At 57.9% G+C, this 24869-nt stretch carries 31 protein-coding genes and 5 pseudogenes; 17 read left to right on the top strand and 19 right to left on the bottom strand.

The genetic code is table 11. The annotated features are described in order from the left end of the window. Positions 1-232 precede the first annotated feature (232 nt). From MRBLMR1_RS09120 to ligD, 9 genes and pseudogenes are all read right to left on the bottom strand, one after another. A complete protein-coding gene (locus MRBLMR1_RS09120) occupies positions 233-964 on the bottom strand; it encodes a molybdopterin dinucleotide binding domain-containing protein (RefSeq protein ID WP_500064163.1) in 732 nt (243 codons plus the stop codon). Positions 965-1005: 41 nt separating this feature from the next. Continuing rightward, a pseudogene (locus tag MRBLMR1_RS09115) lies at positions 1006-1196 on the bottom strand (DUF4147 domain-containing protein); the annotation flags it as partial. Positions 1197-1327: 131 nt separating this feature from the next. Further along, the gene (locus MRBLMR1_RS09110) at positions 1328-2593 is read right to left on the bottom strand and encodes an MGH1-like glycoside hydrolase domain-containing protein (protein WP_500064162.1); all 1266 of its coding nucleotides are present in this window, start codon (positions 2591-2593) and stop codon (positions 1328-1330) included. A gap of 17 nt (positions 2594-2610) precedes the next feature. Beyond that, positions 2611-3663, bottom strand: a complete 1053-nt coding sequence (locus tag MRBLMR1_RS09105) for an ABC transporter ATP-binding protein (RefSeq protein WP_500064161.1) — start codon at positions 3661-3663, stop codon at positions 2611-2613. Positions 3664-3674: 11 nt separating this feature from the next. After that, positions 3675-4505, bottom strand: a complete 831-nt coding sequence (locus tag MRBLMR1_RS09100) for a carbohydrate ABC transporter permease (RefSeq protein ID WP_148147177.1) — start codon at positions 4503-4505, stop codon at positions 3675-3677. 8 nt (positions 4506-4513) lie between these two features. Then, positions 4514-5365 carry a carbohydrate ABC transporter permease gene (locus MRBLMR1_RS09095; RefSeq protein WP_500064160.1) on the bottom strand — a complete coding sequence of 284 codons (852 nt, stop codon included), beginning with the start codon at positions 5363-5365 and terminating at the stop codon, positions 4514-4516. A 149-nt stretch (positions 5366-5514) separates the two neighbouring features. Further along, complete coding sequence (locus tag MRBLMR1_RS09090; protein WP_148147169.1) at positions 5515-6792, bottom strand: ABC transporter substrate-binding protein; 1278 nt, start codon at positions 6790-6792, stop codon at positions 5515-5517. A gap of 35 nt (positions 6793-6827) precedes the next feature. Continuing rightward, positions 6828-7838 carry a LacI family DNA-binding transcriptional regulator gene (locus MRBLMR1_RS09085; protein WP_183687445.1) on the bottom strand — a complete coding sequence of 337 codons (1011 nt, stop codon included), beginning with the start codon at positions 7836-7838 and terminating at the stop codon, positions 6828-6830. 172 nt (positions 7839-8010) lie between these two features. Further along, the gene (gene ligD / locus MRBLMR1_RS09080; RefSeq protein WP_500064159.1) at positions 8011-9060 is read right to left on the bottom strand and encodes a non-homologous end-joining DNA ligase; all 1050 of its coding nucleotides are present in this window, start codon (positions 9058-9060) and stop codon (positions 8011-8013) included. Positions 9061-9289: 229 nt separating this feature from the next. Between ligD and MRBLMR1_RS09075 the strand changes: the two genes are divergently transcribed. The 10 genes and pseudogenes from MRBLMR1_RS09075 (at position 9290) to MRBLMR1_RS09030 (ending at position 15225) form a co-directional block, all read left to right on the top strand. After that, positions 9290-9568, top strand: coding sequence for an HU family DNA-binding protein (locus MRBLMR1_RS09075; RefSeq protein WP_148147172.1), 279 nt, complete (start codon positions 9290-9292; stop codon positions 9566-9568). A gap of 305 nt (positions 9569-9873) precedes the next feature. Beyond that, positions 9874-10068, top strand: coding sequence for a hypothetical protein (locus MRBLMR1_RS09070; protein WP_500064158.1), 195 nt, complete (start codon positions 9874-9876; stop codon positions 10066-10068). Between the two features lie 71 nt (positions 10069-10139). Next, positions 10140-10587: pseudogene (locus MRBLMR1_RS09065) on the top strand (M81 family metallopeptidase); the annotation flags it as partial. 51 nt (positions 10588-10638) lie between these two features. Then, positions 10639-11303, top strand: a pseudogene (locus tag MRBLMR1_RS09060) (IS6 family transposase). Positions 11304-11661: 358 nt separating this feature from the next. Continuing rightward, complete coding sequence (locus tag MRBLMR1_RS09055; protein ID WP_183687439.1) at positions 11662-11949, top strand: hypothetical protein; 288 nt, start codon at positions 11662-11664, stop codon at positions 11947-11949. 633 nt (positions 11950-12582) lie between these two features. Beyond that, a complete protein-coding gene (locus MRBLMR1_RS09050; RefSeq protein WP_206829633.1) occupies positions 12583-13476 on the top strand; it encodes an alpha/beta hydrolase in 894 nt (297 codons plus the stop codon). Then, positions 13466-14002, top strand: a complete 537-nt coding sequence (locus tag MRBLMR1_RS09045; RefSeq protein ID WP_500064157.1) for a ribonuclease H family protein — start codon at positions 13466-13468, stop codon at positions 14000-14002. Before MRBLMR1_RS09050 ends, MRBLMR1_RS09045 begins: the two co-directional genes overlap by 11 nt. Before the next feature lie 120 nt (positions 14003-14122). After that, positions 14123-14377, top strand: a complete 255-nt coding sequence (locus tag MRBLMR1_RS09040; RefSeq protein WP_206829635.1) for a type II toxin-antitoxin system ParD family antitoxin — start codon at positions 14123-14125, stop codon at positions 14375-14377. Continuing rightward, a pseudogene (locus MRBLMR1_RS09035) lies at positions 14377-14469 on the top strand (type II toxin-antitoxin system RelE/ParE family toxin); the annotation flags it as partial. The gene MRBLMR1_RS09040 and the pseudogene MRBLMR1_RS09035, both read left to right, overlap by 1 nt. 51 nt (positions 14470-14520) lie before the next feature. Next, complete coding sequence (locus MRBLMR1_RS09030) at positions 14521-15225, top strand: IS6 family transposase (protein ID WP_500064156.1); 705 nt, start codon at positions 14521-14523, stop codon at positions 15223-15225. A 62-nt stretch (positions 15226-15287) separates the two neighbouring features. On the opposite strand, the gene MRBLMR1_RS09025 is transcribed toward MRBLMR1_RS09030, so the two are convergent. The 5 genes from MRBLMR1_RS09025 to MRBLMR1_RS09005 form a co-directional block, all read right to left on the bottom strand. Then, entirely contained in the window at positions 15288-15539 is a 252-nt protein-coding gene (locus MRBLMR1_RS09025) for a hypothetical protein (protein ID WP_148148414.1), read from the bottom strand. Then, the gene (locus tag MRBLMR1_RS09020) at positions 15533-16204 is read right to left on the bottom strand and encodes an SDR family NAD(P)-dependent oxidoreductase (RefSeq protein ID WP_183687430.1); all 672 of its coding nucleotides are present in this window, start codon (positions 16202-16204) and stop codon (positions 15533-15535) included. The genes MRBLMR1_RS09025 and MRBLMR1_RS09020 overlap by 7 nt, the downstream gene beginning before the upstream one ends. Positions 16205-16309: 105 nt before the next feature. Beyond that, on the bottom strand, positions 16310-17041 hold the full coding sequence (locus MRBLMR1_RS09015) for an alpha/beta fold hydrolase (RefSeq protein WP_148148412.1): 732 nt from the start codon (positions 17039-17041) through the stop codon (positions 16310-16312). A 335-nt stretch (positions 17042-17376) separates the two neighbouring features. After that, positions 17377-17547, bottom strand: a complete 171-nt coding sequence (locus tag MRBLMR1_RS09010; RefSeq protein ID WP_500064155.1) for a hypothetical protein — start codon at positions 17545-17547, stop codon at positions 17377-17379. A gap of 29 nt (positions 17548-17576) precedes the next feature. Then, positions 17577-17804: a hypothetical protein gene (locus MRBLMR1_RS09005; protein WP_500064154.1), complete on the bottom strand. Its 228-nt coding sequence runs from the start codon at positions 17802-17804 to the stop codon at positions 17577-17579. Positions 17805-17926: 122 nt separating this feature from the next. On the opposite strand from MRBLMR1_RS09005, the gene MRBLMR1_RS09000 reads away from it, so the two are divergent. Both MRBLMR1_RS09000 and MRBLMR1_RS08995 read left to right on the top strand, forming a co-directional pair. Then, on the top strand, positions 17927-18106 hold the full coding sequence (locus MRBLMR1_RS09000; protein WP_183687428.1) for a hypothetical protein: 180 nt from the start codon (positions 17927-17929) through the stop codon (positions 18104-18106). A 49-nt stretch (positions 18107-18155) separates the two neighbouring features. Then, a complete protein-coding gene (locus MRBLMR1_RS08995; protein WP_183687426.1) occupies positions 18156-18359 on the top strand; it encodes a hypothetical protein in 204 nt (67 codons plus the stop codon). 325 nt (positions 18360-18684) lie between these two features. Here the strand turns inward: MRBLMR1_RS08995 and MRBLMR1_RS08990 are convergent, their stop codons facing one another. Genes MRBLMR1_RS08990 through ku (MRBLMR1_RS08980) form a run of 3 tightly spaced genes read right to left on the bottom strand, consistent with a single transcriptional unit; the run spans position 18685 to position 20743 of the window. Continuing rightward, positions 18685-19008, bottom strand: a complete 324-nt coding sequence (locus MRBLMR1_RS08990; RefSeq protein WP_148148407.1) for a hypothetical protein — start codon at positions 19006-19008, stop codon at positions 18685-18687. 1 nt (position 19009) lies between these two features. Continuing rightward, positions 19010-19825, bottom strand: coding sequence for a non-homologous end joining protein Ku (gene ku, locus MRBLMR1_RS08985; protein WP_500064153.1), 816 nt, complete (start codon positions 19823-19825; stop codon positions 19010-19012). Positions 19826-19837: 12 nt separating this feature from the next. Next, complete coding sequence (gene ku / locus MRBLMR1_RS08980; protein ID WP_500064152.1) at positions 19838-20743, bottom strand: non-homologous end joining protein Ku; 906 nt, start codon at positions 20741-20743, stop codon at positions 19838-19840. Positions 20744-20946: 203 nt separating this feature from the next. Between ku (MRBLMR1_RS08980) and MRBLMR1_RS08975 the strand changes: the two genes are divergently transcribed. Together MRBLMR1_RS08975 and MRBLMR1_RS08970 are read left to right on the top strand one after the other, a co-directional pair. Continuing rightward, positions 20947-21132, top strand: coding sequence for a hypothetical protein (locus MRBLMR1_RS08975; protein WP_500064151.1), 186 nt, complete (start codon positions 20947-20949; stop codon positions 21130-21132). 10 nt (positions 21133-21142) lie between these two features. Continuing rightward, positions 21143-21349: a hypothetical protein gene (locus MRBLMR1_RS08970; protein WP_148148403.1), complete on the top strand. Its 207-nt coding sequence runs from the start codon at positions 21143-21145 to the stop codon at positions 21347-21349. 244 nt (positions 21350-21593) lie between these two features. Here MRBLMR1_RS08970 and MRBLMR1_RS08965 read toward each other — a convergent pair. Next, positions 21594-21905 (bottom strand): annotated as a pseudogene (locus tag MRBLMR1_RS08965) (ATP dependent DNA ligase); the annotation flags it as partial. A gap of 107 nt (positions 21906-22012) precedes the next feature. On the opposite strand from MRBLMR1_RS08965, the gene MRBLMR1_RS08960 reads away from it, so the two are divergent. Further along, positions 22013-22618 carry an ABC transporter permease gene (locus MRBLMR1_RS08960; protein WP_500064150.1) on the top strand — a complete coding sequence of 202 codons (606 nt, stop codon included), beginning with the start codon at positions 22013-22015 and terminating at the stop codon, positions 22616-22618. 132 nt (positions 22619-22750) lie between these two features. Here the strand turns inward: MRBLMR1_RS08960 and MRBLMR1_RS08955 are convergent, their stop codons facing one another. After that, positions 22751-23656, bottom strand: coding sequence for a LysR family transcriptional regulator (locus tag MRBLMR1_RS08955; protein ID WP_500064149.1), 906 nt, complete (start codon positions 23654-23656; stop codon positions 22751-22753). Between the two features lie 93 nt (positions 23657-23749). Between MRBLMR1_RS08955 and MRBLMR1_RS08950 the strand changes: the two genes are divergently transcribed. Both MRBLMR1_RS08950 and MRBLMR1_RS08945 read left to right on the top strand, forming a co-directional pair. Next, positions 23750-24079, top strand: a complete 330-nt coding sequence (locus MRBLMR1_RS08950) for a nuclear transport factor 2 family protein (RefSeq protein ID WP_500064148.1) — start codon at positions 23750-23752, stop codon at positions 24077-24079. Beyond that, a complete protein-coding gene (locus MRBLMR1_RS08945; protein ID WP_500064147.1) occupies positions 24076-24864 on the top strand; it encodes an SDR family oxidoreductase in 789 nt (262 codons plus the stop codon). The genes MRBLMR1_RS08950 and MRBLMR1_RS08945 overlap by 4 nt, the downstream gene beginning before the upstream one ends. Positions 24865-24869: the final 5 nt, after the last annotated feature.

Below are 24869 nucleotides of genomic sequence, written 5' to 3'. Positions count from 1 at the left end.
TCCAACGAACGAGCCGTCGTCTTGCGGATCTAGGCTTTCTCCAGCTTCCACGCTGAAGCGCCGTCCCAATGGGCGCTCTGTACCCTGGTGTGTCTTGTCAATATCAGACATCGTAGTTACCTCGATAATCGTCGCGCTGTTACATCGCCGTCGACGGCGTTGAGTGTCCGTGTGGTTTCCATTTGTCCCAGTGCTCCGCTCTGTTCATGTCACATAAAGACAGCTGAGGTCGCTACGTCTCGATCCGGACAGGGATAGCCTTCGAGGCAGGCGTTTTGGAAAGTCGATCGTGATGATCGATCGCGTTAAGGACATTGCTTTCCGGATAATAGGCGCCAATCGTACCACGGGGCAGATTATGGGGGGTAATGATCAGTCCCCCGAGTCCCCGCCGTTTTCCATCGTCAAAATCACTGACCAGTCGGATACTTTGTCCGGCAGAAAGGCCCGACGCCTCGATGTCCTCCTCGCACATCATGACTACGTCGCGTGTCCCTTCAATGCCACGGAAACGGTCCGAATAGCCGTAGATCGTTGTATTGAACTGATCGTTGGAGCGCATGGTGACGAGGCGGTATCGGCCAGCACGTTCTTCGAAGGACAGAGCATTCAGCCGTTCCGGAGTAGTGAACACAGCCTTTTTCTCATCCGTATTCCAAACGCGATCATGTGCATCATTACCCCGAAAAAAGCCCCCCGGCTGAAACATGCGTTGATTGTAGTCTTTGAAGTCCTTGGGATAGCTTGCCTCAATCAGGTCGCGAACCAGTCCGTAATCGGCGGTCCATTCATCCCATTTCAACTTCGGGTTATCGGAAAGCGTGGCCTTGGCGATGCCGGCAACGATCGCCAGCTCGCTCTTGAGGTGCGGCGACGCCGGTGTCCGCTTTCCGATTGAAGCCGAAATATGAGAGAAACTGTCTTCCGTCGTGACTGTCTGAGATCCACTCGCCTGCCTATCCATTTCCAGGCGCGAAAGGCAGGGAAGGATGTAAGCTTGCTAGCCACGTCCGGCCAGGCTGCATTAAGTGCTGCTGCCATTGCAGCCGATGCTTTGACGGCCCCAATGACAATGCATCTGCCTGACGGTTTCGGGGGCAGGTTACGCAACACCGCCGCAGACGGTGAGGCGCTTTCGACTGCAGCGTCAAACATCCGGCGCACAGAGTTCGAACCGTTTGATCATTCCACGACATAATCAATTCTGCCTTATAACTTGCAGCATCGGTGGCTATTGGGCCTGAACGGTGGGGCGGTCTTCGCCCCACCGTTCATTGTACGGACTAGATTGCCAACATTGCTTGATGCGACGGCAGGCACGCCGAAGTTACGCCGCCAGGCAGAGATAGGCCGCGCCCGTCCAGGAGAAGCCGAGACCGCCACATCCCTCACCGGTGATTGGATCGAAATATTCGGCAAAACCCTCGGTCTCGATGGCGCTGACTGTGCTTGAGCGTAGAGATACAGCCATGTCGGCCAGTCCGTTGCGCGTCAGTCCGTCGATCAGCAGCCAGTTGATGATCGCCCAGGATGGGCCGCGCCAGTAACGCTTTGCTTCGAAACCTCCGACGAATGGCTTGGTGGTCGGAAACGCTACCTTCATTCCATCCGACCAGAGTTTCATTTCGGCTGCCGCCGCATCGGCCATGCCCTTGTCCAGATCGAGCGCAAGGAGCGGAATGAAACCGGCATGGGTCGGCGCTTCGATATCCTCGTTTGAGATTAGATCGCGCGATACGAAACGGGAAAGCTTCGGCCGCCACTGTGCCAACAGGGCTTCGCGGGTAAGCGTGTTATAGACGGCCAGTTCCTCAGCCGCCTCATCCAAACCGAGGATGCCGGCAAGATGTACCAAGTCCTCTCCAGCCTTGAGCAGGATCGCGGTGGTCTGGACTTCGGCAACCTTGAACGGGGCCTTTTCCCACTGTTTTGCCGGCTCCCAGCCGCAGGCGGCATAGGTATCGACCAGATGGATGAAACGGCGGTAATCTTCGTCACGCGGGCGCATGGCGGCATCGACATGGCCGGTATCCTTGCGCACGACGGCGGTGTCGGTCGTGGTCGGTACGCGAGCAAGGGCGATATCCCAGGCGGGAGAATTGTCGCTGCCGCTTTCCCACGGATGAAGCAGGGCGACGAGGCCGGTGCCCTCGGGATCGCGCGCGGAATACCACCAGCGATGCCATTTAAGGCCGGCATGGAAAAGGGCGAGCGTGCGTGCCCTGGCGTTTGCGGTACCGGCCTTTTCCGCGGCTTCATGGACGGCCCGCAGCGCGATGCCAAAGACCGGGGGCTGGGTAATGCCGGATGTCGGGATCGTATGCCCGGTGCGCCAGACGCCGGGGCCGGGGAAATAGGTGTCGCTCGGCTGGTGGAAGACGATATGCGGGATCATGCCGTCTTCCCACTGGCCCTCAACCAGTCTTTCCAGTTCACGATAGGCGCGGTCGATGTCATAGGTGGCGAAACCCATTGCAACGAAAGCGGAATCCCAGTTCCACTGAAAGGGATACAGACGATCGGTTGGCACGGTGTAGCCGCCGCGATCATTGGCCGCGAGGATACGGTAAGCCTCGTCAAAGTGCTTGGTCATTTTGGAACTCCAGAATTTTAAGCTGCTGCCGGATAAGAGACGCCGCTCTCGGGCGACAGCCATGTCAGACGTTTGGGGTCAAGGGTCAGGCCGACAGTCTCGCCGTTCTTCACGGTTTCGGTGGCGGGCAGGATGACGCGGGCCGGCTGGCCGAAAATGCTGCCGGTGAGGAGCAGGTGCGAGCCCATTGGTTCGGCGACGCGAACCTGCATGTCCAGTCCCTGCCCGCTCTGTGCCCGCTCGACGGTTTCGCCACGCAGGCCAAGCACGATCTCGCCGCCCTGGGCAGGAACCGCAAATTGCTGCGAACCGGCAGCGACCTGCCCGTTGGTTACCGGCATGGTGATGAAGTTCATTGGCGGATTGCCGATGAAGCCGCCGACGAAGCGGGTGGCGGGGTGGTTATAGACCTCGACCGGTGTTCCGACCTGTTCGATACGCCCGTCATGGACGACGGCGATACGGTCCGACAGGCCCATTGCCTCCGTCTGGTCATGGGTGACGTAGATGGTCGTGGTACCGGCCTCCTGCAGCACGGTCTTCAGTTCGGTGCGCATTTCCAGACGCAGGAGTGCATCGAGATTGGAGAGCGGCTCGTCCATCAGAAGCACGCCGGGTTCAACGGCAAGCGCGCGGGCAACCGCGACACGCTGGCGCTGGCCGCCGGAGAGCTTGTTGGGATAACGGTCGAGATAGGGTTCGATATGCAAAAGGCCGGCCGCCTTTTCGACCTGCTTTTTAACACGAGCATCATCCGCCTTCTGCATGCGCAGGCCGAAGGCGACGTTTTCGTAAACGGTCATGTGCGGAAAGACGGCATAGTTCTGAAACACCATGGCAAGGCCGCGATCCTTCGGTGGAAAGCCGATGACGGATTTTTCGCCGATAAGGACGTCGCCCGAGGTGGATGTTTCCAGACCTGCGATAATGCGCAAAAGCGTGGTCTTGCCACATCCGGACGGTCCGAGCAGCGAGACGAACTCGCCGTCATTGATCGTTAGCGAGACGCCTTTGAGCGCCTGGAAGGCACCAAAACTCTTCTTGATGTTTTCGATGACAATGTTGGCCATGAGTTTACCTGCTATTTTGAAGAGACGCCCCAGATCGCAAACAGGTAACGCCTGACTGCGAAGATGAAGACAACCGAGGGGAGGATGAGCATGAGGCCGCCGGCAAAGCGGTAGTGCATCGGGCTTTCCGATAGCACGGTGAGCAGATAGGCCGTTAAAGTGCGATGCCGCACGGTAAGTACCGAGGCTGCAAAAACCTCATTCCATGAGATGACGAAGGCAAAGACAGCTGTTGCCACCAGACCGGGCAGGGCAAGCGGTGCAACGACCTTGAAGAAGGCCTGGATGCGGGTGCAGCCGAACACCCAGGCAGCCTCTTCCAGCTCGCGTGGGACGCCGAGAAAGATCCCTTGCGTGACCAGTGCCGCGAAGGGTAGTGCCAGAACGGTGTGGATGAGGCCGACACCGAGGACCGTGTCGTAGAGGCCGAGCCGGATATAGGAAACCGTCAGCGGCAGGGCCAGAATGGCGAGCGGGAAGGCTCGGGTGAGCAGAACCAGAAGCCGGTAGCTGTCCTTGCCGCGGAAATTGTAGCGCGCCAGAGCATAACCGGCCGGTGCGCCGAGCGCGATCGACAGCGCTACAGTGATGCCGGCAGCTCCCAGCGAATTAAGAAAAGACTGGAAGACGCCTTCCGTCCTCAGGAACAGCAGGAAGGGCTGTAGCGAAATATCGGTGGGCAGAAAATTCTTAGGCCACTGATAGGCGCCGGTGCGGCCGCCCAGCGCGCCGAGCGCCACCAGATAGATCGGGACGAGAACCCAGGCGCAGAGCGCAACGATGCCGCTCCAGAATAGCAGTCGTCGGGCCGAGATGAAACCGGCAGTGCTGGAAGTGTTCATGGTGTTGCTCATGGCAGACGCTCCGGATCGACCTTGACGGCCTTCAAATAAACGAGGGTAGCGGCGAGCGAGATGACCATGATCAGCACCGCATAGGCGGCGGCAACACCATAATTCTGGTTCTGGTTCTGCCAGTTATAGGCCTCGCCGACGAGGACCGGGAAATTGCGGCCGCCGAGCGCGTAGACGACGGCAAAAACTTCGAAGGCAAGGACGGTGCGCAGGATCAGTGCCGACTGCAGGGCAGGGCGGATCAGTGGCAGGGTGATGCGGGTAAAGCGGGTCCAGGGGCTGGCGCCGAAGATTTCGGCCGCTTCCTTGAACTCCTTCGGCACCTGGTTGAGGCCGGCGACGATAATGATCATGACGATCGCGGTGCCGCGCCAGATCTCGGCAATGGCGATGCCGATAAAGAGGGCGACTGGTGTCTGGTAGGTGAGCCAAGCTGTCTGCCGCTCGATCAGGCCCATACCGAAGAGGATCGAGTTGAGATAACCGGTATTCTGCAGGATCGACAGCCAGACCATGCCGGCGGCGAGATCGGAAATGCCGAGCGGAATGGTCCAGATCCACAGGATCGTCTCGCGGCCGCCGTTCATATTGGCGACCATCGAGCCCATAGTCAGCGCCATGATGATCTGGATCGGCACGACGGCGAGCGTCAGCACAAACGTGTTCAGCACAGAACGACCGAAATTGAGGTCGGTAACCATCGTCGTCATGTTGGCAAGCGACGGCGTGCCGTTGTCGGATACCGCCAGCCACAGCGTCTGCACTAGCGGTACGACGAACAACAGACCTAGAAATACGACGGAGGGAAGGATCAGCGCGTAGGGGATCCAGCTTCGGCTTTGGGTCATCGGTTACCCTTTGTTTTTTTTGAATTTTGCGATGAGCGGCGAAAGGCCCTCACCTTAGCCCTCTCCCCGCGAGCGGGGAGAAGGTGCCGGCAGGCGGATAAGGGGCTGCCATGCTATCGACGGGCCGAAGCCCAGGCAGGCCGAAACCATCACTCGACCGGGCAGGCGCCGTCACTTTTGGCGTCGGGGGCCCAGCAGGGGGCTTTGGTGTCGGCCATCAGCTTGGTCATGGTATCACCCTGTATCTTCAGGACGTCGGCAACCGGCTGGTTCTGCAGGATGATCCGCTGGAAGGCGTCCATATAGACCTTGTTGAACTCGCCACCCTTATCGCCGAGGCCGACCGGCAGCAGCGAAATCACGGCATCCGGTGCGCTCTGGGTGGCGGTGACGGCACCGGCAAGCAGGGCAACACCCGGGTCAAGATCTTCCGGCAATTGCACATTCAGGGTCGGGAAAAAGCCGACGAGCGAGGCCGTCTGCAGCTGCACATCCTGGGTGGCGAGGTGTTCGATAACGGCGGTGGCGTTCGCCGCGTCCGGTGCGCCCTTGGGGATAGCGAGGCCGGCGACGACCGGCATGTAACCGCGGCCCTTCGGACCAGCCGGTGCCGGGAAGACGACGTAATTGTCCGGCGAGCCGGATATGGCGTTTTTGAGGCGGGCAACGTGATCCCAGGCAACCATGACTTCACCGGAAGCCAGCGGCTCCTGCATGAAATCGTAATTGGTCGAGTTGGGGCTGACGACGGTCCATAGTTCCTTCAGCTTTTCCCAGCCGGCTACGGCATCGGCGTTTCTGAAGGTGCGCACCACGCCGCCGGTAAAGGACGGGTAGAAATAGCCCTGGAAAAAACGCGGCATCAGGCCTTTCGGTCCTGCCGGGAAGCCGATCTGCGGCGCGCCGGTTTCGTCCTTCATCTTGTTGCCCCACTCGATCAGCTGATCATAGGTGAGCTTGTTGATGTCGGCGCCTTCAGGCAGGTATTGCAGCGCGTCCTTGGTGGCGGCCATGACATAGGTTGCCTGCATCCACGGGATATATTGCTGTTCGGTCTTGCCGAGTTTGCCGAGATCGATCAGCGACTGCGGCATGCCGGCATCTGCTAGCTTCTTGGCCAGATCGTCGAGGGGCTCGAGCATCTGCTTGTCGGCAAGCGGCGATAGTTCACCGTGCAATGCGCCAACGAGGCTGATCGTGTGCTTGCCTGCCTGACGTTCTGCCTCCATGCGGACGGCAAACTGTGGCGGCTCCTCGACCACGTAGTCGACCGGCTTGTCGAGACCGCTCAACAGCTCCTCGCGCACCGCCGTCGCCTCCTCGATCGGGCGGAGCTGGGTGGACAGGAAAACCGTTTGCGATTGGGCCTGGCCGGCGAAGCCGATGGCGGTCGATGCCAGGATGGCGATGGACAAGAGTCCTTTCATTACTTTTCCTCCGGGTGTTCTCTGTTAAATGAATGTCAGGCCGCAATCGGCGGCAGGCGGTGGCTGTCGCGATCGACAAATTCGATCGCATGCAATTCCTGCAGCGCTTCGGCGGGTTCTCCGGCGATTGTGCGCAGAAGCAGCGAGGCGAAGCTGCGGCCGAGATTGCCGCCGGTCATGCGCATGGTGGAAAGTGCCGGGCTGGTGAAGGCGCCGATCGGCAGGTCGTCATGTCCGACGACGCTGATGGACTGTCCACCATCGACCTCACGCAGCGCCCTGAGCACCCCGATCGCCATTTCATCCGTGGCGCAGACCATTGCCGTCGGTCGATCCGGCTGTCCGAGCAGGGAAAGTGCGGCTTCGTAACCGCCCTGTTCGGTCGGCATCCGTTCGACATAGAGATCGGTGGCAAGCCCGCATTCGGTCATCGCGGCCTCCCAGCCCTGACGGCGGACATGGGCGAAAAAATAGTCCTGCGGGCCGCCGACATGTCCAATGCGGCGATGGCCGGCGCGATGGAAACGCATCGTCGCGGCGTGAAAGCCGGAAAATCCGTCGCCATCGATATAAGGATGCTGGATCGCCGATTCCGTCCGCCCGTTGGTGACGAAGGGAAAACCGCGTGACTGCAGAAATTCGACTCGTTCGTCATGGCGCTTGGTACGCACCAGCAGCATGGCATCGACCCTGTGGCCATCGACGAAACGGCGGCACATGTCGAGTTCGCTCTCTCCGTGAGGAACGGGCGCGATCACTAGGTTGAGGCCGGCACCGGCCAGATGTTCCGCACAGCCCGACAGCATGTCGAGGAAATGCAGCGGGCCGATGTGGCCGGGTTCGCTTGGAAGCGTTACTGCCACGAGTTCGGCGCGCTGCTTGCGCAGACGACGGGCCGAAGCATTGGGGCGGTAACCGGCCCTGTCGGCGGCTTCCTGCACTCGCTTTCGGGTGGCGGCCGATACGTCGGAATAACCGTCGAGCGCCCTCGAGACGGTGGTGATCGAAAGCCCCAGCGATTGGGCGAGTTGCTTGAGATTGGCCAAATTGTCCTCCCAGACCGCCGAAGAGTTGTCCAAAACGTTTTGGAAGTCAACCCGAAACGTTTTGATTGTTGGTTCCGATGCTTCAATAGCCATCACGGTCAGCTATGCATCGTCGTCGTTCACATCATTCGAAAAGCCTGCCGCACCTCCTCCCGCGGCAGGCTTTTTCGTTTCAGGGCTTGTCCTCGATGTCGAACACTGCGGCATTGTCCTGAACCTCGCGCAAACCCTTGTAAGACGCGTGGCGAAGGTTGCCGTCATCGGTCCAGCCGCGAAACTCGATCTCGGCAATCAAGGTCGGCTGTGCAAACACGAGGTTCTTTCCCTTCATCGGCACGACCGGCTGTTTCGTCTTCAGCTTGTCGAGCGTTGTCTTGAGATAGACCGCATCTCGTTCCTTGAACCCAGTTCCAACTGATCCGACCGAGATCCAGCCTGAGCCGCGCCGAGCGGCGATAAGCAGGCTTCCAATTCCGCCGCGCGCGACGCTCGACTGTTCGTAACCGACGACCATGAAACTTTCGCTTTGGATGCATTTGATTTTCAGCCAGTCCCCGGTTCGGCCGGTGTGGTAGGGTCTGTCACGATGCTTGGCGATCACGCCTTCAAGACCCAGGCTGCAGGCATTCGCAAGAGCCTCGTCCGGATCACCGGAAACGTCTTCGGAAAACTGGATGGCGCTATCGAAGCCATCAAGAAGGTCACCGAGCAGGTGCCGGCGCACCGAGAGTTCCGTTCCTGTCAGGTCATGCCCATCGAAATACATCAGATCGAAGGCATATAGGATCGCTTCAGTCGACGCCCTCTTTCCGCCACGTCCTCCGAGCGATTTCTGCAGCGCCCCGAAATCCGACCGGCCGTTTCCATCAAGGACAACGGCCTCGCCGTCAAGGATCGCGCTGCGAACGCCAAGTCGCTTTGCCGCGTCAGCGATTGCCGGAAATCTGCTCGTCCAATCGTGACCGCCTCTCGTGATGATCCTGACGCCGTCCGGCTCTACATGGACTGCGAGCCGGTAACCGTCCCACTTAACTTCATATATCCAGTCGGGTCCGGTAGGAGGGGAGGATTTGAGGAGCGCCAGACAGGGCTCGATCCGGTTAGGCATCGGGTCGAACGGGAGGTTGGGTTGGGCGGGGTCTCGTCGACGACGCGGCTGCGATTGGGCAATCTGGTCGCTCTGCAACAGTGGGCTGGTGCGACGCTTCCGGGACTGACGCATTACGGAACTCCCTTCCATGTGACGCGACTCAAGTTCGAGCCACGGAAATCGTTCCGGCCGACCACGCAGTTGGACTTATTTGCTTGGATCGGTTACGGGCGAAGTCTTCGGCCGGTTTGGCACCTAAGCTGTGGAAATCGTCGCCCTCTAGGCTCATCTATCGCAGTTCCTGCTGACAGTTGATCCCAACTGGAGAAAGCTTTGATCTGTCAATTGAACGAGGACTGTTATGACGACAACAAATGAAATCGCCGACAAGATTGCTTCTGAGCATAGCCTGACAAAAGCTCAGGGCAAAGCGGTAGTCGAGGCAGTATTCGCTGCTATCACATCAGCAGCAACGTCCGGTGCCGAGACGTCGATCCCGGGATTTGGAAAGTTCAAGGTTAAAGATACTCCGGAGCGCGAGGCCCGAAATCCAGCCACAGGAGCAATGATCAAAGTCGCGGCCGCAAAGAAATTGACCTTCTCGCCGGCAAAGGCATTGAAAGATACGCTCAACAAGTAAAGTGGTGGCGGCCACGCCCTTGGAGCGCAGGCCGCCATACGTCGGCGCTGAACGGTCATGGCGGACGGACCAAAAAAAATCAGGCGAATTGTAGGGTGGCAGGTCTGTATCCGCTCGAGGGCACGGTAGTTCGTTGAGCCCGCCAAATTGTCTCTCACAGAAATTGAACCCGGATCGTTTTGAGTAGAGGATCTCTCCAAAAACGTTGCCGCGACGCTTGCCACGCCCATGCAGACCGAGCCGGAAACTCCATTCTTCCAGAGCCCCAAAAGTCTCAAATCATTTGATGACGGACAACCGGTGTAGTGGCGCTTCTGGCGTTCATTCCCGTCGCGCCATTCGTCGATCTGCTGACCATGGGTTGGCTCACCACGCTCGTCATGCTGGCGGTTGGCTTCTGGGAAGGGCGGCTGGTGCGCATAAGACGAGAGGCAGCAAGCCGCAGGCAACAACTTGAGGACCCGGTGCATCTAGGATGCTACTTGGTCTTGAGATCCTAGCCGACGGTGCGACGGTACGCGTGGTGATGGAGGCCGCAAGGCGCAAGAGTCCGGCCCAGTGTTGTCTCGTTGCAAGCCTGCCGCTCGACGGCATCTTTCTCGATCTGCATGGGGCCATGGTGGCTGAGCATGTCGATGACGGTGAAGGGGAGCTGCTTTCCCGTATTCGCCGGGCGATCGGTTACGATGTTCCCATTTCCGTATGCCTCGATCTGCACGGAAACATAACCGAGCAGTCGATGACCGATGCCGACATGCTTGTCGGCTATCGGACCTATCCGCATATCGATATGGCCGTGACGGGGCGAAGAGCGGCCGAACTTCTTGACAGGTTGAGGAGAGCGTTTCGCCAAGGCCTACCGACAGATCGATTATCTCATCCCCATCTCCTGGCAATGCACGATGGTGGAGCCTGCAAAGTCCATCTATGCACTGGTCGGCGCATTGGAAGAAAAGCCCGACATGGTGTCCATGTCCTCCTTCTTCGGTTTTCCCGCCGCCGACATAGCCGCCTGTGGGGCGATGTCACGGTAACGCCTTGTGAGGAGCGGTTGCGATAGACGCACGTGCATGACCATCTCGCCAGTCAGTTACAAGCGCCATCGCTTCCCACCCCAGGTCATCGCCCACGCGGTCTGGCTCTACTTTCGGTTTCCGCTAAGCCTGCGCCTTGTCGAGGAATTGCTGCTGGAGCGCGGCATCGCCGTCTCCTATGAAACGATCCGCCGCTGGGGAAAGAAGTTCGGCCCGGATTATGCGCGTCGCCTTCACCGCAAGTAGCCCAACGGGAGCGATGTGTGGCATCTGGCTCTGGCGGGCCGTCGATCAGGATGGGTATGTGCTTGAGAAATCGTCCAGCCCCGACGTGACACCAAGGCCGCCAGGCGATTGCTGACCCGCCTTCTGAAGAAGCAGGGTATCGCACCGAAGCGTATGATAACGGACAAATTGCGCTCCTATGGAGCAGTCCGGCGACAGGTCATGCCGCAGGTCGAACACCGATCCCACAAAGGTTTGAACAACCGGGCCGAGAATTCTCATGTGCCGCTGCGAAAGCGGGAGCGGATGATGCAGGGTTTCCGATCACCAGGAGGCCTTCAGCGCTTCGTGTCTGTCTTCTCCGCCGTTCGTAACCACTTCGTCCAAACCCTTTCGCAACGCTCCGCATTCCAAACCGCGTTCACCGTATCCAGGCGATCGCAGAGTGGAAAGTTGCAGCCGAAGCCATGGCCTGAGATCGATCCTCAAGGCAGAAGTCTCCCACGCATCCGAATTCAAGTTAAGGTGACATCGCCTAATCTGTGCATGTTGAGGAAAGCTTCCCCTTCGGCCTTGGCAATAGACGAAGCCTCGCCGGTCTCCGGCGTCCGTGTGCGATGTCTGTCCCAAACACGGAAGACGGAGCGTTTGTCACCGAAGCCTTCTATGTTATGCAGGTGCTCAAGGGTAAAAGTTCGCGGGGAAGAGGGATGGAAGCCAAGGCTTCTATAAGAATGTGCGAATTCAAAATTTGCCTTTCACCGACAGGCATCTCTTCCTTGAAACTCTATCCGGCGGTCCCATATCGCGCTCAAAACTGATACGAACAATGACATGCGCAATTTTCTCGAAACCAAGTTTGGACCGGCAGAACTCAATATCCTCCATACCGCGTTGGAAGAATGGTGCGAGATCAATTCCATCTCACGACTCGACCCTGATCGGGAGATCGCTGCTGCAGTGTTGATCACGTTGTTTCGGGAAGGCCACTCGTCCGTCACAGATTTGCTTTGCGCAGCGGAGCGGCACAAGGGCCTCAAAGACCTCGCGCATAGCCCGAAGATGGCCGAACATTCCGTGTTCGACGAGCAGCCGCTGAGCGTCAAAGCTTGCTCAAGATGAATGGTGAGCGGCATTGGACTGTTCTCGAGCTCGCAATGATAACGCCGTATTGAATCTGGACGTCCAATGACGTCCAACCCCTGGGCTTATGAAGCATACTCGTGGCGGACTAAGATCTGTCCCCCGACAGAGAGGAAAGAGCAGTTTCGTTCGCGGCGTCTTGAGATTTGGATCGTGGAGAACGACGAATCAGGAGGTTTCGGCGAATACTGGCCCACTGCCATGTCCTGGCGGTCCCGCGTTGGCTTACTGGTAACCTCGCTTAACCCCAATGCATTGAATGCAGCCGCTCACGACGTGCGGCGGACCGGATAGCGAAATGCGCCCCGCAAGGGCCCCACAGTGGAAAAATACTCTTTTCCCTTTTTTCCGCCTCGTCTTAGAAACGCGATTGGGATTAGATCTCGCTATCTGATTCACGAGTTCCGCCCTTTGCGTATCATATTCCTGCTCCTTGTTACCATTTCGGCGCTTTCCTCCTGCGCCCGTCCGGGACCCGAAACCCTGAAGGTGGTCGCACCTGTAAATCACGCGACGCGTGTTGCAATCCTCGTCGCGACTGACCGCGTTCCGGACAGTGACAAGAGCGGGGCCTATACTGCGGGGCGAGGTGATCGCTTGCGGTACTCCGAAGTGACCATCTCCATTCCGCCTACACATCAGCTATCGAAGATCGAGTGGCCTGTCTCCAAGCCCGATCCTCATACATCATTCGCGGTCATCGGCAGACGTGAACTGACAGCTAATGAATTCGCGAGGCTTGCGCGTGGGGTGTCCGTATCGCCTACCTACGGCCGTGCGGGTATCTTTGTACATGGCTACAATTACAGCCATCAGGAAGCGCTGTTCCGACTGGCGCAGATGGCGGCAGATTCGAAGGTCAAGGAAAGGGCCATTCTTTTCGATTGGCCATCGCAGGCAGAGGTAACGGGCTATGTCGCTGACAAGGATTCGGCCGCTTTCGCGCGGGACGACTTTGCGCAGGTCCTGTCAAATCTCTCGGCCGCCGGCGTGCGTCCCACGATTATGGCGCACAGCATGGGTGCGTGGCTGGCAGTCGAGTCGATCCGGCAATTGTCGCTCATGGGGAAGACGGAGGTTATTCACGCGATCGATCAGCTGGTTCTTGCGGCGCCTGACATCGACATCGACCTATTACGCAAACAATTGTCGGTCACTGACAGGCTTACTAAGCCAATTGTCGTACTGGCGTCGAAGGACGACATTGCACTGGCACTCTCCAAACGGCTCGCAGGATCCGCCGCGACAGCGGGCTCGCTGGATATCGATGATCCAAGAACGCGAGAACTTGCCATAGCGGAAAATCTCGATATCGTCGACATATCAAAGATCCCCTCGCTGAACGGCACCAACCATGATCGGTTTGCATCACTGGCAGCTGTCTATCCGCAGTTACGGCAAGGCTTCTCAAATCCTGTAGCGGGAACCGGTGCGGTCGTATTGAATGGAGTGGGCGGCGCGATCTCGGCGCCGTTCAGACTCGGGGGTGCAATCCTTGCACAGTAATGTATTCTTCGCGGATCCGATCAATGGTATTCACGTTTACACCGACGGTTCATTCGACCCTCTAGCCGGTCGGGGAGGCTGGGCTTTTGTGGTCATGGAGGATGGCACGGAAATTCACGATGAACGCGGTCGCCAAACCGGGACAGGCAACAACGGGTTCGAGGTGCTTGCGATGATCAAGGCCCTCACATGGATCGAAACTACTGCGGCAGCCAGAGACGTTGTGCTGTGGACAGACTCTTTTCACGTCATGGAGGGTTGTCATCGTTGGCGAGAGATCTGGCGGACGAACGGTTGGAAGCGAATAAATGCCAACGTTCATGCTCGTCGCAGACGCATTCCGGACGCCGATCTTTGGCGGCAGCTCGATGCGTTACTCGAGCGCAATTCCAGTGTCCACATCAAATGGTGCAAGGGACATGCTGCCACTCCCGGCAATGTGAGAGCTGACATTCTGGCGCGGGCCGTTGTAAAGGAACCTGCGTGCTCGTTTCCGACGGACCCAAAGGCTTACGATTTCAGCTGACGCAGCAGGAGAATTACGGGGTTGGCGGTTCGTATCGGTTCAAGAGCTTGATCGAGACTCATAGTCGATTTGAAAAATTTTGCCATCGACAGGTATCTTTAGCCTATCTAGGAGACCCGAATGGCGACGATGAATGTATCCCTGCCGGACCCCATGAAAGATCGGGTTGAAGCTCAAGCCAAGACCGGTAGGTACTCCAATGCGAGTGATTACGTCAGAGATTTGATACGCAGAGACCAAGCTCGTACGGACAAGGTTGCCGAGATGCAGCGCTTTGTCGACGACGGTATTGAAAGCGGCGTTGGAAGCCATTCGGCGGACGAGCTGTTTGCTGTAGCCACAGCGCGAGCAGAGATCAGTCGCGGACGCGACTGATGCCGTTCAGCCTATCGGTCCAAGCGGAAGAGGATATCATTTCCATCGCGGAAGAAGGCATCCGCGTTTTCGGTGCACTTGCTGCCAAACGGGCGATGTCACGGTAACGCCTTGTGAAAAGCGGTTGCGATAGACGCACGTGCATGACCATCTCGCCAGTCAGTTACAAGCGCCATCGCTTCCCACCCCAGGTCATCGCCCACGCGGTCTGGCTCTACTTTCGGTTTCCGCTAAGCCTGCGCCTTGTCGAGGAATTGCTGCTGGAGCGCGGCATCGCCGTCTCCTATGAAACGATCCGCCGCTGGGGAAAGAAGTTCGGCCCGGATTATGCGCGTCGCCTTCACCGCAAGAAGCCCAACGGGAGCGATGTGTGGCATCTGGACGAGGTCGTCATCACCATTGCTGACAGGAGACACTGGCTCTGGCGGGCCTTCGATCACGATGGGTATGTGCTTGACGAAATCGTCCAGCCCCGACGTGACACCAAGGCCGCCAGGCGATTGCTGACCCGCCTTCTGAAGAAGCAGGGTATCGCACCGAAGCGTATGATAACGGACAAATTGCGCTCCTATGGAGCAGCCCGGCGACAGGTCATGCCGCAGGTCGAACACCGATCCCACAAAGGTTTGAACAACCGGGCCGAGAATTCTCATGTGCCGCTGCGAAAGCGGGAGCGGATGATGCAGGGTTTCCGATCACCAGGAGGCCTTCAGCGCTTCGTGTCTGTCTTCTCCGCCGTTCGTAACCACTTCGTCCAAACCCTTTCGCAACGCTCCGCATTCCAAAACCGCGTTCACCGTATCCAGGCGATCGCAGAGTGGAAAGTTGCAGCCGGAGCCATGGCCTGAGATTGATCCTCAAGGCAGAAGTCTCCCACGCATCCGAATTCAAGTTAAGGTGACATCACCCTTCAAACTCTGATGTGCGCGATCACGCGACGCCAACGTTCGATATAGCCGTTTACGAAAGCGTTATTCACGCCCGAGGCCTTCATTTCAGCAGCCAGATGGTTGAGATCAAAGGCCTCCAACGGCGTGTCCTTCGGATAGACTTTGAGCGTGTATTTGAACGTATCCTCCCAACTCCTCTGCACCCCCACTGTCTCATCGAGTAAATGTGGACGGTACAGATCGATGAGGTCTCCGATGGTCATCGTTACCATTCGATGCTCCTCCCGTCATAGGCGATGAACTTGCCAGTTTCATCAAGATGGTCGGCAGCTTGAAGGATTGATGTTGCGGCCTCATCCGAACTGACTGTCGGGTGTTTGTCAGAATAAGGGGCTGATAGCCTTGTTTGCACGGTGCCTGGATGCACGGCGGCTATCACTGCCTGAGGATGAGTCCGCGATAGCTCGATAGAGGCCGTCCTTACGATCTGATTGAGCGCGGCTTTTGAAGATCGGTACGAAATCCAGCCACCAAGTCGGTTGTCGCCGATCGAGCCTACTCGTGCCGAAAGGAAAATCGCGATGGATCGGCTCTGACGATTGAGCCGTGGCAAGAAGTGCTTTGCGACGAGTGCCGGACCAACTGCGTTGATATGAAACTGACGAAGCATTGCGTCTGGGTCTATTTCCCGAAGAGATTTCTCCGGCCCGCGGCCGTCTATCGTCAAGGCTCCAGTCGCACAGACAATAAGATCCAATGCCTTCCCCGATAGCTTTTCAGCCGCAGCGGCAACCGTTCCCTCATCAAGTAGGTCAAGGCCGCCACTGCTTCGAGACAACGCTACGACGTCGCCAACGTTCAACTGCGCGCTCAAATGGCTGCAGATAGCCGAACCAATCCCTCCGCTTGCGCCGATCACTACTGCTCGGAAACCCATGGGTAGAGACTGCAATTGGCACCGTCCTTGTAGGATTTGCTACCAGAGAAGACCATCGAGATCGAACTTTACCAGCCACGTAGAGAGGACACAGCGGCGGGCAGACTACTTGGGGGCAACCGCAAGACGTTGCTTCAGCAGCCAATCCCATAGTTCCGGGTCATTAAGCGCTGACATTTCTACGTCAGAATGGCTTACACCTTCCAAGACCGAGAGCCGTGCATCACGTTTCAGGGACTTGAGGCGCTCATACATGATTACCGAATCAGACAGCGGAATGACGTCGTCGTTTGTGCCGTGGAAGACCCAGAAGGCAGCCTTCTCGTTCGTCCTGTTCAGATAGTGGCGGTTTCCACCGCCTGCGATAGGAACCACGGCGGCAAACCTTTCGGGGAACTGCTCAGCCAAGGCCCACGCCCCAAAACCGCCCCGGCTATAGCCAATGACATAGATGCGGGAGCTATCGACCCGGTATTTCGAGATAACCTCTTCAAGCGCCGCTTCCACCTTCTCTATTGGATAGAGCAGTTCCTCGCTCGGGTTCTGAGGCGAGAAGACAAGGAACGGCAATTGCTTTCCACCTGCAATCAGCTTGGGGATGCCGCTCGATTTGACCTTCTCGATGTCGTTTCCGCCCTGATCCCCTCCATGGAGCCATACAACGAGCGGGTAGGTGTCCTTCGAAGCCTCATATCCATCCGGCGTGTACATAAGGTAGTTGAGGTCGCTCTTCACGGCTGCTGTCGATGTCGTCGCCACCTGTTCGGCGTGGACCGCTCCAACCGTGCACGTTCCCAACGCGGCAACCAAAGCCGCAGACAAAATCCATGGTTTCATCCGTTCACCTCCTCCTAGACGATTGTTTAAGTTGGCACATGCGCTTGCATTTAAACAACCCAGTCCACGCAATTCTCCGGCCTGGTGGGTAATTCACTTCAGTATGTCGGCGATCTCGGCTGCAGCGAGCCTTGCCTCACCATGCCGAGGCAGTCCGCGATAAAGGCGAGGCTGGTGCTCGGAGCAGAACCAGCACGTGACGGTACGGCTTTTCTCAAAGCCGTAGCATCCCCATTCCTTGCAGTCGTCGAATTCGCAGTATCTCGAAAAGCTGGCGACGTCCCGATTGTCTCAATCCGAGCGTTAAACATTGCGCCCTTTGGCAGTTCTTTTGCCTAGAACGGCACCAGCCACCAGCGAGCAGTCTCTGCTTCCTGACGGCCATCGGTATCGTTATGAACGATTAGCACATCCTGTATCGGAGCAATGTTGGCGCGAGCCTGTGTATTGCGACCGCGTTCTTCCGCGGGCAACTGGTAAAGATCAAGGAAGGCCGGGCCACTCATGCTCGAACGTAAACCTTCCGCACATCGAGTCATCGTCTCCTGAGGATCGAAAGGTCTTGGTCGAGGTCGCGATTGGCAATAACGCCCAGCATCATATGATCGGCCAACTCCACCATAGCCCATGCAACGTCTTCAGGCTTCCAGGCGGCTTCAACAGCGGCCATAGCGACATTGGTGAACCCGCCCGCCATCGCTTCCTGACATTGCAGGAATCGATCAGGCTGCTGGTAGGTCGTGGGCGGGGATATCCGTTTCATAACCAAGAGATCTCGCCTGCCAGTTCGCAGTCAAGCACTGAAGATGACGAAATCAATCCGCGTCTTCTGGCGGAACTTTTCGGCCGTGGATCGGGTTCGGCACAGACAGAGGAGATACGAAGATGACCGACCCGAAAGATCACCCTGAGCAGGATCCTGCTGAAGGCTCGCGCGAGACCATCGAGCGCGATCTGAAGCGGCAGGAAGAGAGAGGGAGCGGGGATAAAACAACCCGCAGCGAAGATGTACCGAACACCGGGCAGGCTGGCGCAGGGGCGGCAGAACCGTCGCCGGGGAGTTGAGGCTGTGTCCAAAGGAAGAGCAGTTTGAGTATGAGTATGAGGAGGCGAGATGAGTGATACCAACCGGACGAACAAGCGGATAGCCCGGCTCGGAGCAACCGCTATGATCGTTGTCGTCGCGGCGATTGCAGCAAGTTACCTGATCGGCCCCGCGACAGATCCTCGAACGATCGCATCTGTGTCGGCGCCAGCCCAGGGTGAGCCGGAAAACCTTGCGGCTCCCTCTAACCCGTCGGGCGGGTCTAGACCTTAAGGCAACCGCGTCAAGCTTTCGAACCAATCCCGATATGGCGTGTTCCTGGCAAACTTTCGATTGTAGTCCGGCTCACCATCGCTCCACCAAACGGGGCCACGTTCCCCGAGACAGATTTTCGCGGCTTCCACGCGCTGGCGAGCAATCTTCGCCTTCTCGACATCACCTTTCGCATCTTTGACAGCCCTACGTGCAGCCATCAGCTCCGAGACGAGCGCTTGTCGTTCGGAATCTGCTAAATGTGGATTGCTGACCCGCCAAAGCCGACTACGCACGACCATATATCGACCGTCCGGCGTGCGAGGGAATGAAGGACGCTCGCTGCTCAAACGCTATCCAACGCCCGCGGATCCTGGGCTATCGCGCGACGCGATGCTCGGGCGGCGAGTACGTCGCTTTCGCGCACCCATACCTTCCCATCTACATCTTCGCCGCGTCTTATGCCAGTCGCCGCCAAGTCGCGATAAAATTCGGCGTAGCGGATGAGCCGCCGCAAAGATTTCTCTGGTGGAGCCGCTGTTGCCTTCATCGCTTCGCACGTGACGATGACCAGCCAGACGGATGAGCCATCGGTGACGGCGATCTGCCCGTTCTCGAAATGAATGAACGGTGCGGGTTCACACAGACGGATCTCGGTATCTTCCTGCATATCAGCTGGCTTTCTTCTTCTTGAGATCTGCCTCAACGCTCTTCCGTAGAGCGTCCATGATGTTCACGATATTCGAAGCTGGTGCCTCCGCTTCCGCTTTCTTGCCCTTGGAGGGCTTCTTTGCCTTAAGCTGCTTTTTCTTCTGCTCAATCAATTTGAGCAGGCTCTCCTGGATTGGATCGCTGACCATTGCCGGCGACCACCGCGCCGTCTTCTGCTTGATCAGCTTCTGGACGAGGGGAATGAGTTCTCTATCCGCTTCGGCATCGATATCCTCAAAATATTTTTCCTCTGGCCGTACCTCATCGCCGAAGCGAAGCGACCAGAGCACGATGCCATCGTCGCGGGGCTCAAGCACCACCGCGCGCTCGCGGCGGCCGATCACCAGCTTCGAAATACCGACGACCTTGTCTGCCTTCATTGCATCCCGGATCACGGCAAAGGCTTCATGCCCGACCGGATCGTCCGGCATCAGGTAATGCGGTTTTTCCAGATAGACCCACTCGATGCTGTCAGCGGGTGCAAACTTGTCGATATCGATGGTCTTCACCGTATCAAGCGCCACCGCATCAAGATCGTCGTCGGTCAGAATGATATAATCGTTCTCGCCGCGGGCATAGCCCTTGGCCTCATTGTCGTCCTTGACCGGCTTGCCGGTGACTGAGTCGATGTACTGGGAGACGACGCGATTGCCAGTCTCCTTGTTCAGCGTATGAAACCGAACTTTCTCTGCTTCCGACGTCGCCGGCATCATCGAGACCGGGCAGGTGACGAGCGAAAGTTTCAGATAGCCTTTCCAATAGGGCCGAAGTGCCATGAACTTTTCTCCTCATCCAGCCTTGCTCTGCGGGGCGGCTTTTGAAGCGGCGGACCCCTTGGCCACCCCGTGCGCGGCGCGCTGCCTGCCAGCACCTGTGTTGGCATTGGCTGCAGTGCGTTTCGAATTGTCGTCCTTGAATTTGCCGAGGCCGGCGCTTTCGCGCAGCGCCGTGAGCAGATCGTTAGGCTTGGAGACCTCGACTTTCTTGCGCTTGGGCAATGCCTTGCCTTCGATCTTGGCTTTCACCAGCTCGGCGAGTGCCGCCTCATAACGGTCATCAAAGACCGCCGGATCGAAATCGCCCTTCTTCGTCGAGATGATGTGCTTGGCGAGATCGAGCATCTCGCCCTGGATCTTGATCTTCGGCATGTCCTCAAACGCCTTCTTCGACGAGCGGACCTCGTAATCATAGTTCAGTGTGGTGGCGATCAGACCCTTGCCGTGCGGCCGGATGAGAACGGTCCGCATCCGCCGAAAGAGCACGGTCCGCGCAATTGCGGCAACCTTGGACTCGCGCATGCCGTCCCTCAGAGCGGCGAACGCATCCGTGCCCATCTTATCCGGTGTAAGGTAGTAAGGCTTGTCGAAGTAGATATCGTCGACGTCGGAGCAGGGAATAAAGGCTTCCACCTCCAGCGTCTTGTTGCTTTCTGGAATGGTGGCTGCCACTTCATCCGGATCAATGATAATGTATTGGCCATTCTCGATGTCGAAACCCTTGGTCTGGGCTTCTTTCGGCACGGTCTCTTCCGTGTCACTGTCGATGAACACGCGGTTGACCCGGTTTCCAGTCGCGGTGTTGATCGTGTTGAAGGTGATCCGCTCGGAGGTCGAGGCGGCGGTGTAAAGCGCTACGCCACACGACACCTCACCGAACTTGATAAAACCTTTCCACTGAGCACGCTGACCGGCCATATCGAGCTCCTCGCACAGGATGCAATCTATGCGATTCAACTGCGTCAGTCGTCACTCAGTTCCGATTCGAAAAATGAATCATTTTCAATGGCTTGATTCATTTTTCCACCACAACCATGAGATTCAAATCAAGCCTCTGGATTCGATGCATCTTTTCGGCCGCGCGCGAGTTATTCGCATATCGCAACCGACGGAGACTTCAGATGTCGAAGAGAGAGCTGATCGATACCGGGACCGACAAGCGCTACGTCCGCCGTGACGAGAAGGGCCGGTTCAAGGGGAGCGTCGACGTTGGGCGGTCGCTTTCGGCCGACAAGCGCCAGAAGGCCAAAACCGTGGCCAAACCGGGCGAGGGCGATAAGGGTGATCATCGACCGGCCAAACATTGAGGGTGGCACCATGACCAGTATCGCAGGCGATCTTCGCCTTAAGTTAGAACAGCTCGTCGATTATTACGTAACCGCCGGATCGAAAACGCCCGAGGTGATCGCGGCGATGGAGAAGGAACTGGCAGATATGCGGCGCGCGTATAACGAGGACCCAGATCCTGCGGATGAGCCCGGTGTGATTGACGAGCCTGCGAACGACTGGCCGGCGGCAACCTGACCACCGCTAGCTCGGTATGTGCTTCGGGCATAGCTGTTCTGTCGCATCGCCTATTTTCGAAGCAGCGTTGGGCGGTTTAGATGATGTCCAACGAAGCGACGCACCTCCTCCCGCGAAGCTTCGTCATTCAGGTGGCCTACTCCTCCTCCCAAGGGCTCCTGACAGAATGGCGGCATCCTCCTCCCAGTCGTCGTTCACTTCATTCGAAAAGCCTGCCGCACCTCCCGCGGCAGGCTTTTTCGTTTCAGGGCTTGTCCTCGATATCAAAAACTGCGGCATTGTCCTGAACATCGCACAAACCTTTGTAAGAGGCATGGCGAAGGTTGCCGTCATCGGTCCAGTCGCGAAACTCGATCTCGGCAATCAAGGTCGGCTGCGCGAACACGAGGTTCTTTCCCGTCATCGGCACGACCGGCTGTTTCGTCTTCAGCTTGTCGAGCGTCGTTTTGAGATAGACCGCATCGCGTTCCTTGAACCCGGTCCCGACCGATCCGACCGAGACCCAGGCTGATCCACGTCGAGCGGCAAGAAGCAGGCTGCCGATCCCTCCACGGGCACGCTCGATCGTTCGTAATCGACGAAGGGCGGGCCATACGTTTCCACGCGGAACTGAGCCGGTTATTCGCACCCCACCGGCTCAGTTCCGCATGGAAAACAACATGTATGACACCAGTGCTCAGCCTGACCTCATGCTGTTCGCCTGCGGCAGTGCGTTGTGTGGCCGGAAGACGGTCAGCCGGATCAGAGGCTTCCCTGACCGTTTCGGTAGCTGGCAGCTCTGACAACAATTATTCGACCCTTCCCAAAGTCGCGGTCGTACCGATTTTCGTCCTTTGGTTTGGCTCGGGAACGGTTCCGGCGGTCCTCACCGCGCTGACGACCTGCATTTTCCCGATCGTGGTCAACGTGGCGACAGGTCTTGCAACCACCGAGCCGGAAATGGAAGACGTGCTGAAGGCGCTTGGGGCATCGCGCATGCAGGTGCTCTGGAATGTCAGCCTTCCCCGCGCCATGCCTTATTTCTTCGCCTCGCTTAAAGTGGCGGTCACGCTGGCCTTCGTCGGCACGGTCCTTTCTGAGACCGTTGCTTCGAACCTCGGCATTGGCACGGTGATAATGATGGCGACCTCAAGCTTCGATGTACCACTTGGCTTCGCGGGCCTGTTCGCCTTGGCGTTTCTCGGGATCGCGCTCTATAGCGTTTTTGCGGTCATCGAGCAGCGGGTGTGCGGATGGGCCAATCGCAAGCAGGAATTTGCGATGGGGTGATGGGGAGCCTGCGCGTTAGCTCTGCTGACGTGCTAATTCACTGAAATCGCGAAGAAACATTAGCTGCCTCAATGTCGGAATTGAAGTGGCCGACGGTTCGCATCCCTTCAAGGCGAAGACATCGAGGACGTGTCATTCTTTACCGTTTCGCGAAAATTCGCGCGCAAGATCCAGGAAAGCCCGCACGCCGGCAGACAAATTTCGGCGCCCCGGATAATACAGACACAGCCCCGGATATGGCGGCGTCCAGGCCTTCAGAATGCGAATTACTCGACCCGTATCGATATCTGGCAAAATGTCCTGCTCAAAGGTGTAGCCGATCCCGGCACCTTCCAGAATGGCTGTTCTCGTCAAGCTCGCCTCATCGAGGGTAATGGGGCCACTCACGTCGACCTGTACCTGCTCTCCGTCTTTCTCGAACTGCCATCGATATAGAGAGCCATCGGGCAACCGAACGCGAATACAGCGGTGGTTCAGAAGATCTGGCGGAACGGCTGGCACCCCGTGCTTCTCAAAATATTTAGGTGTACCGACAACTGCATGGCGCTGCGGCCGGCCGAGCGAGACTGCAATCATGTCGCTGGGCACCAGACCTGCGACCCTGACGCCCAGATCGAAACCGTCTCTTACGATATCGACCATTTTCCCCTCCGTAACGATGTCGACATGCATGTCGGGATAGCGGCGCAAGAATTCGAGTGCGAGCGGTGAAATGATGGCGCGAGCGGCAAAAGGCGCTGCATTGATCCTAATCGTCCCTGACGGCGTCTCGCGTTGCTCACGAACCACCTCCAAAGCTGCATGGAGATCCTGAAGCGATGGCGCAACGTTTTCCATGAACAGCCGGCCAGCATCCGTCAGGGATACGCTGCGCGTGGTGCGGTTGAACAGTCGCACGCCGAGTGAAGCTTCAAGCCTGCCGATCGTATGGCTCAGAGCGGTCGTTGAAATGCCAAGATCGATCGATGCGGCACGGAATGTCCCGCGTCGCGCGATTGCAATAGCTGCTTCAAGTTCCTTCAGGCTTGCCTGATCCATTGTCCCGATCTGTTCATCACGTCGTGAGATTTCGTCCCACTTATCCGCGCTATTGTCCAGTGCTAGCTATTGGGCATCCAAAGGAGAAAGCTCATGACGCAGGCTCTACCAAGACCAATCGCGGATTTCATCGAGGCCAATGCGCAGCTTGATGTGAACGGGATGCTGAGACCTTTCGCGGCCGATACCATCGTCCACGAGAACGGTGTGCGTCACGAAGGCCATGTCGAGCTACGGTGTCTGTTTGAAGAGGCGGTGATTCCCGTAAAGGCAATCTTTACGCCCGATACCGTTCGCGATGAGGGCGATCACGTGGTGGTCGAAGGCCCCGCCCATGGCGACTTTCCGCGCAGCCCGATCCGCTTCACCTATCGCTTCACGCTCGAAAACAACCTCATCAAAGACCTGGAGATCACGGCATGACCCTAAAAACCGATCCGACCGAGTTCGCAGGAAAACGCGTGCTTGTCAGCGGCGGCACCAAGGGTGCGGGCCTCGCCACCGTCGAGCGTTTCCTGGCCGGCGGCGCGCAAGTTATCACAGCCGCCCGTGGAACTCCCGAGCCGATCCACGGCGTCGAGTTCGTCCAGGCGGACCTGACCACGGCCGAGGGCGGGGAGCGCGTGGCCAAGGCGGCGCTCGAGCGCCTAGGCGGGATTGATATTCTGGCTCATGTCATGGGTGGATCTTCGGCGCCAGGCGGTGGATTTGTCGCGCTAACGGACGATCACTGGCTGGCCGAACTGAACCTGAACCTTCTGGCAACGGTCCGTCTTGATCGTCTGGTGATCCCGCAGATGATCAAACGGGGTGCGGGTGCCGTCGTGCACGTCACCTCCATCCAGTCCGTACTTCCTCTACCCGAGGCCACGACTGCATATGCGGCTGCCAAGGCCGCACTCAAGACGTATAGCAAGTCGATCTCCAAGGAGCTTGGGCCAAAGGGCGTGAGGGTCAACGTGGTCTCTCCCGGCTGGATCATGACCGAGTCGTCAGTCCATTTGCTTGAGCGATTGCAGGCCGCCAATGGCGGGACAATCGAGGACGCGCGACAGGGTGTTTTGAACAGTCTCGGCGGAATTCCGATCGGGCGTCCGGCCGAGCCACGTGAGGTTGCCGACCTCATCGCCTATCTGGCTTCGGATCGCGCAGCTGCGGTCCACGGTGCAGAGTTCGTCATCGATGGGGGCACCGTCCCGACAGTCTGAGGTCT

The sequence above is a fragment of the Neorhizobium sp. LMR1-1-1.1 genome, from assembly GCF_040675795.1.
Taxonomy (GTDB): Bacteria; Pseudomonadota; Alphaproteobacteria; order Rhizobiales; family Rhizobiaceae; genus Neorhizobium; species Neorhizobium cellulosilyticum.
Note: the sequence above shows the minus strand (reverse complement) of the source record. Positions and strands in the feature narration are given on the sequence as shown.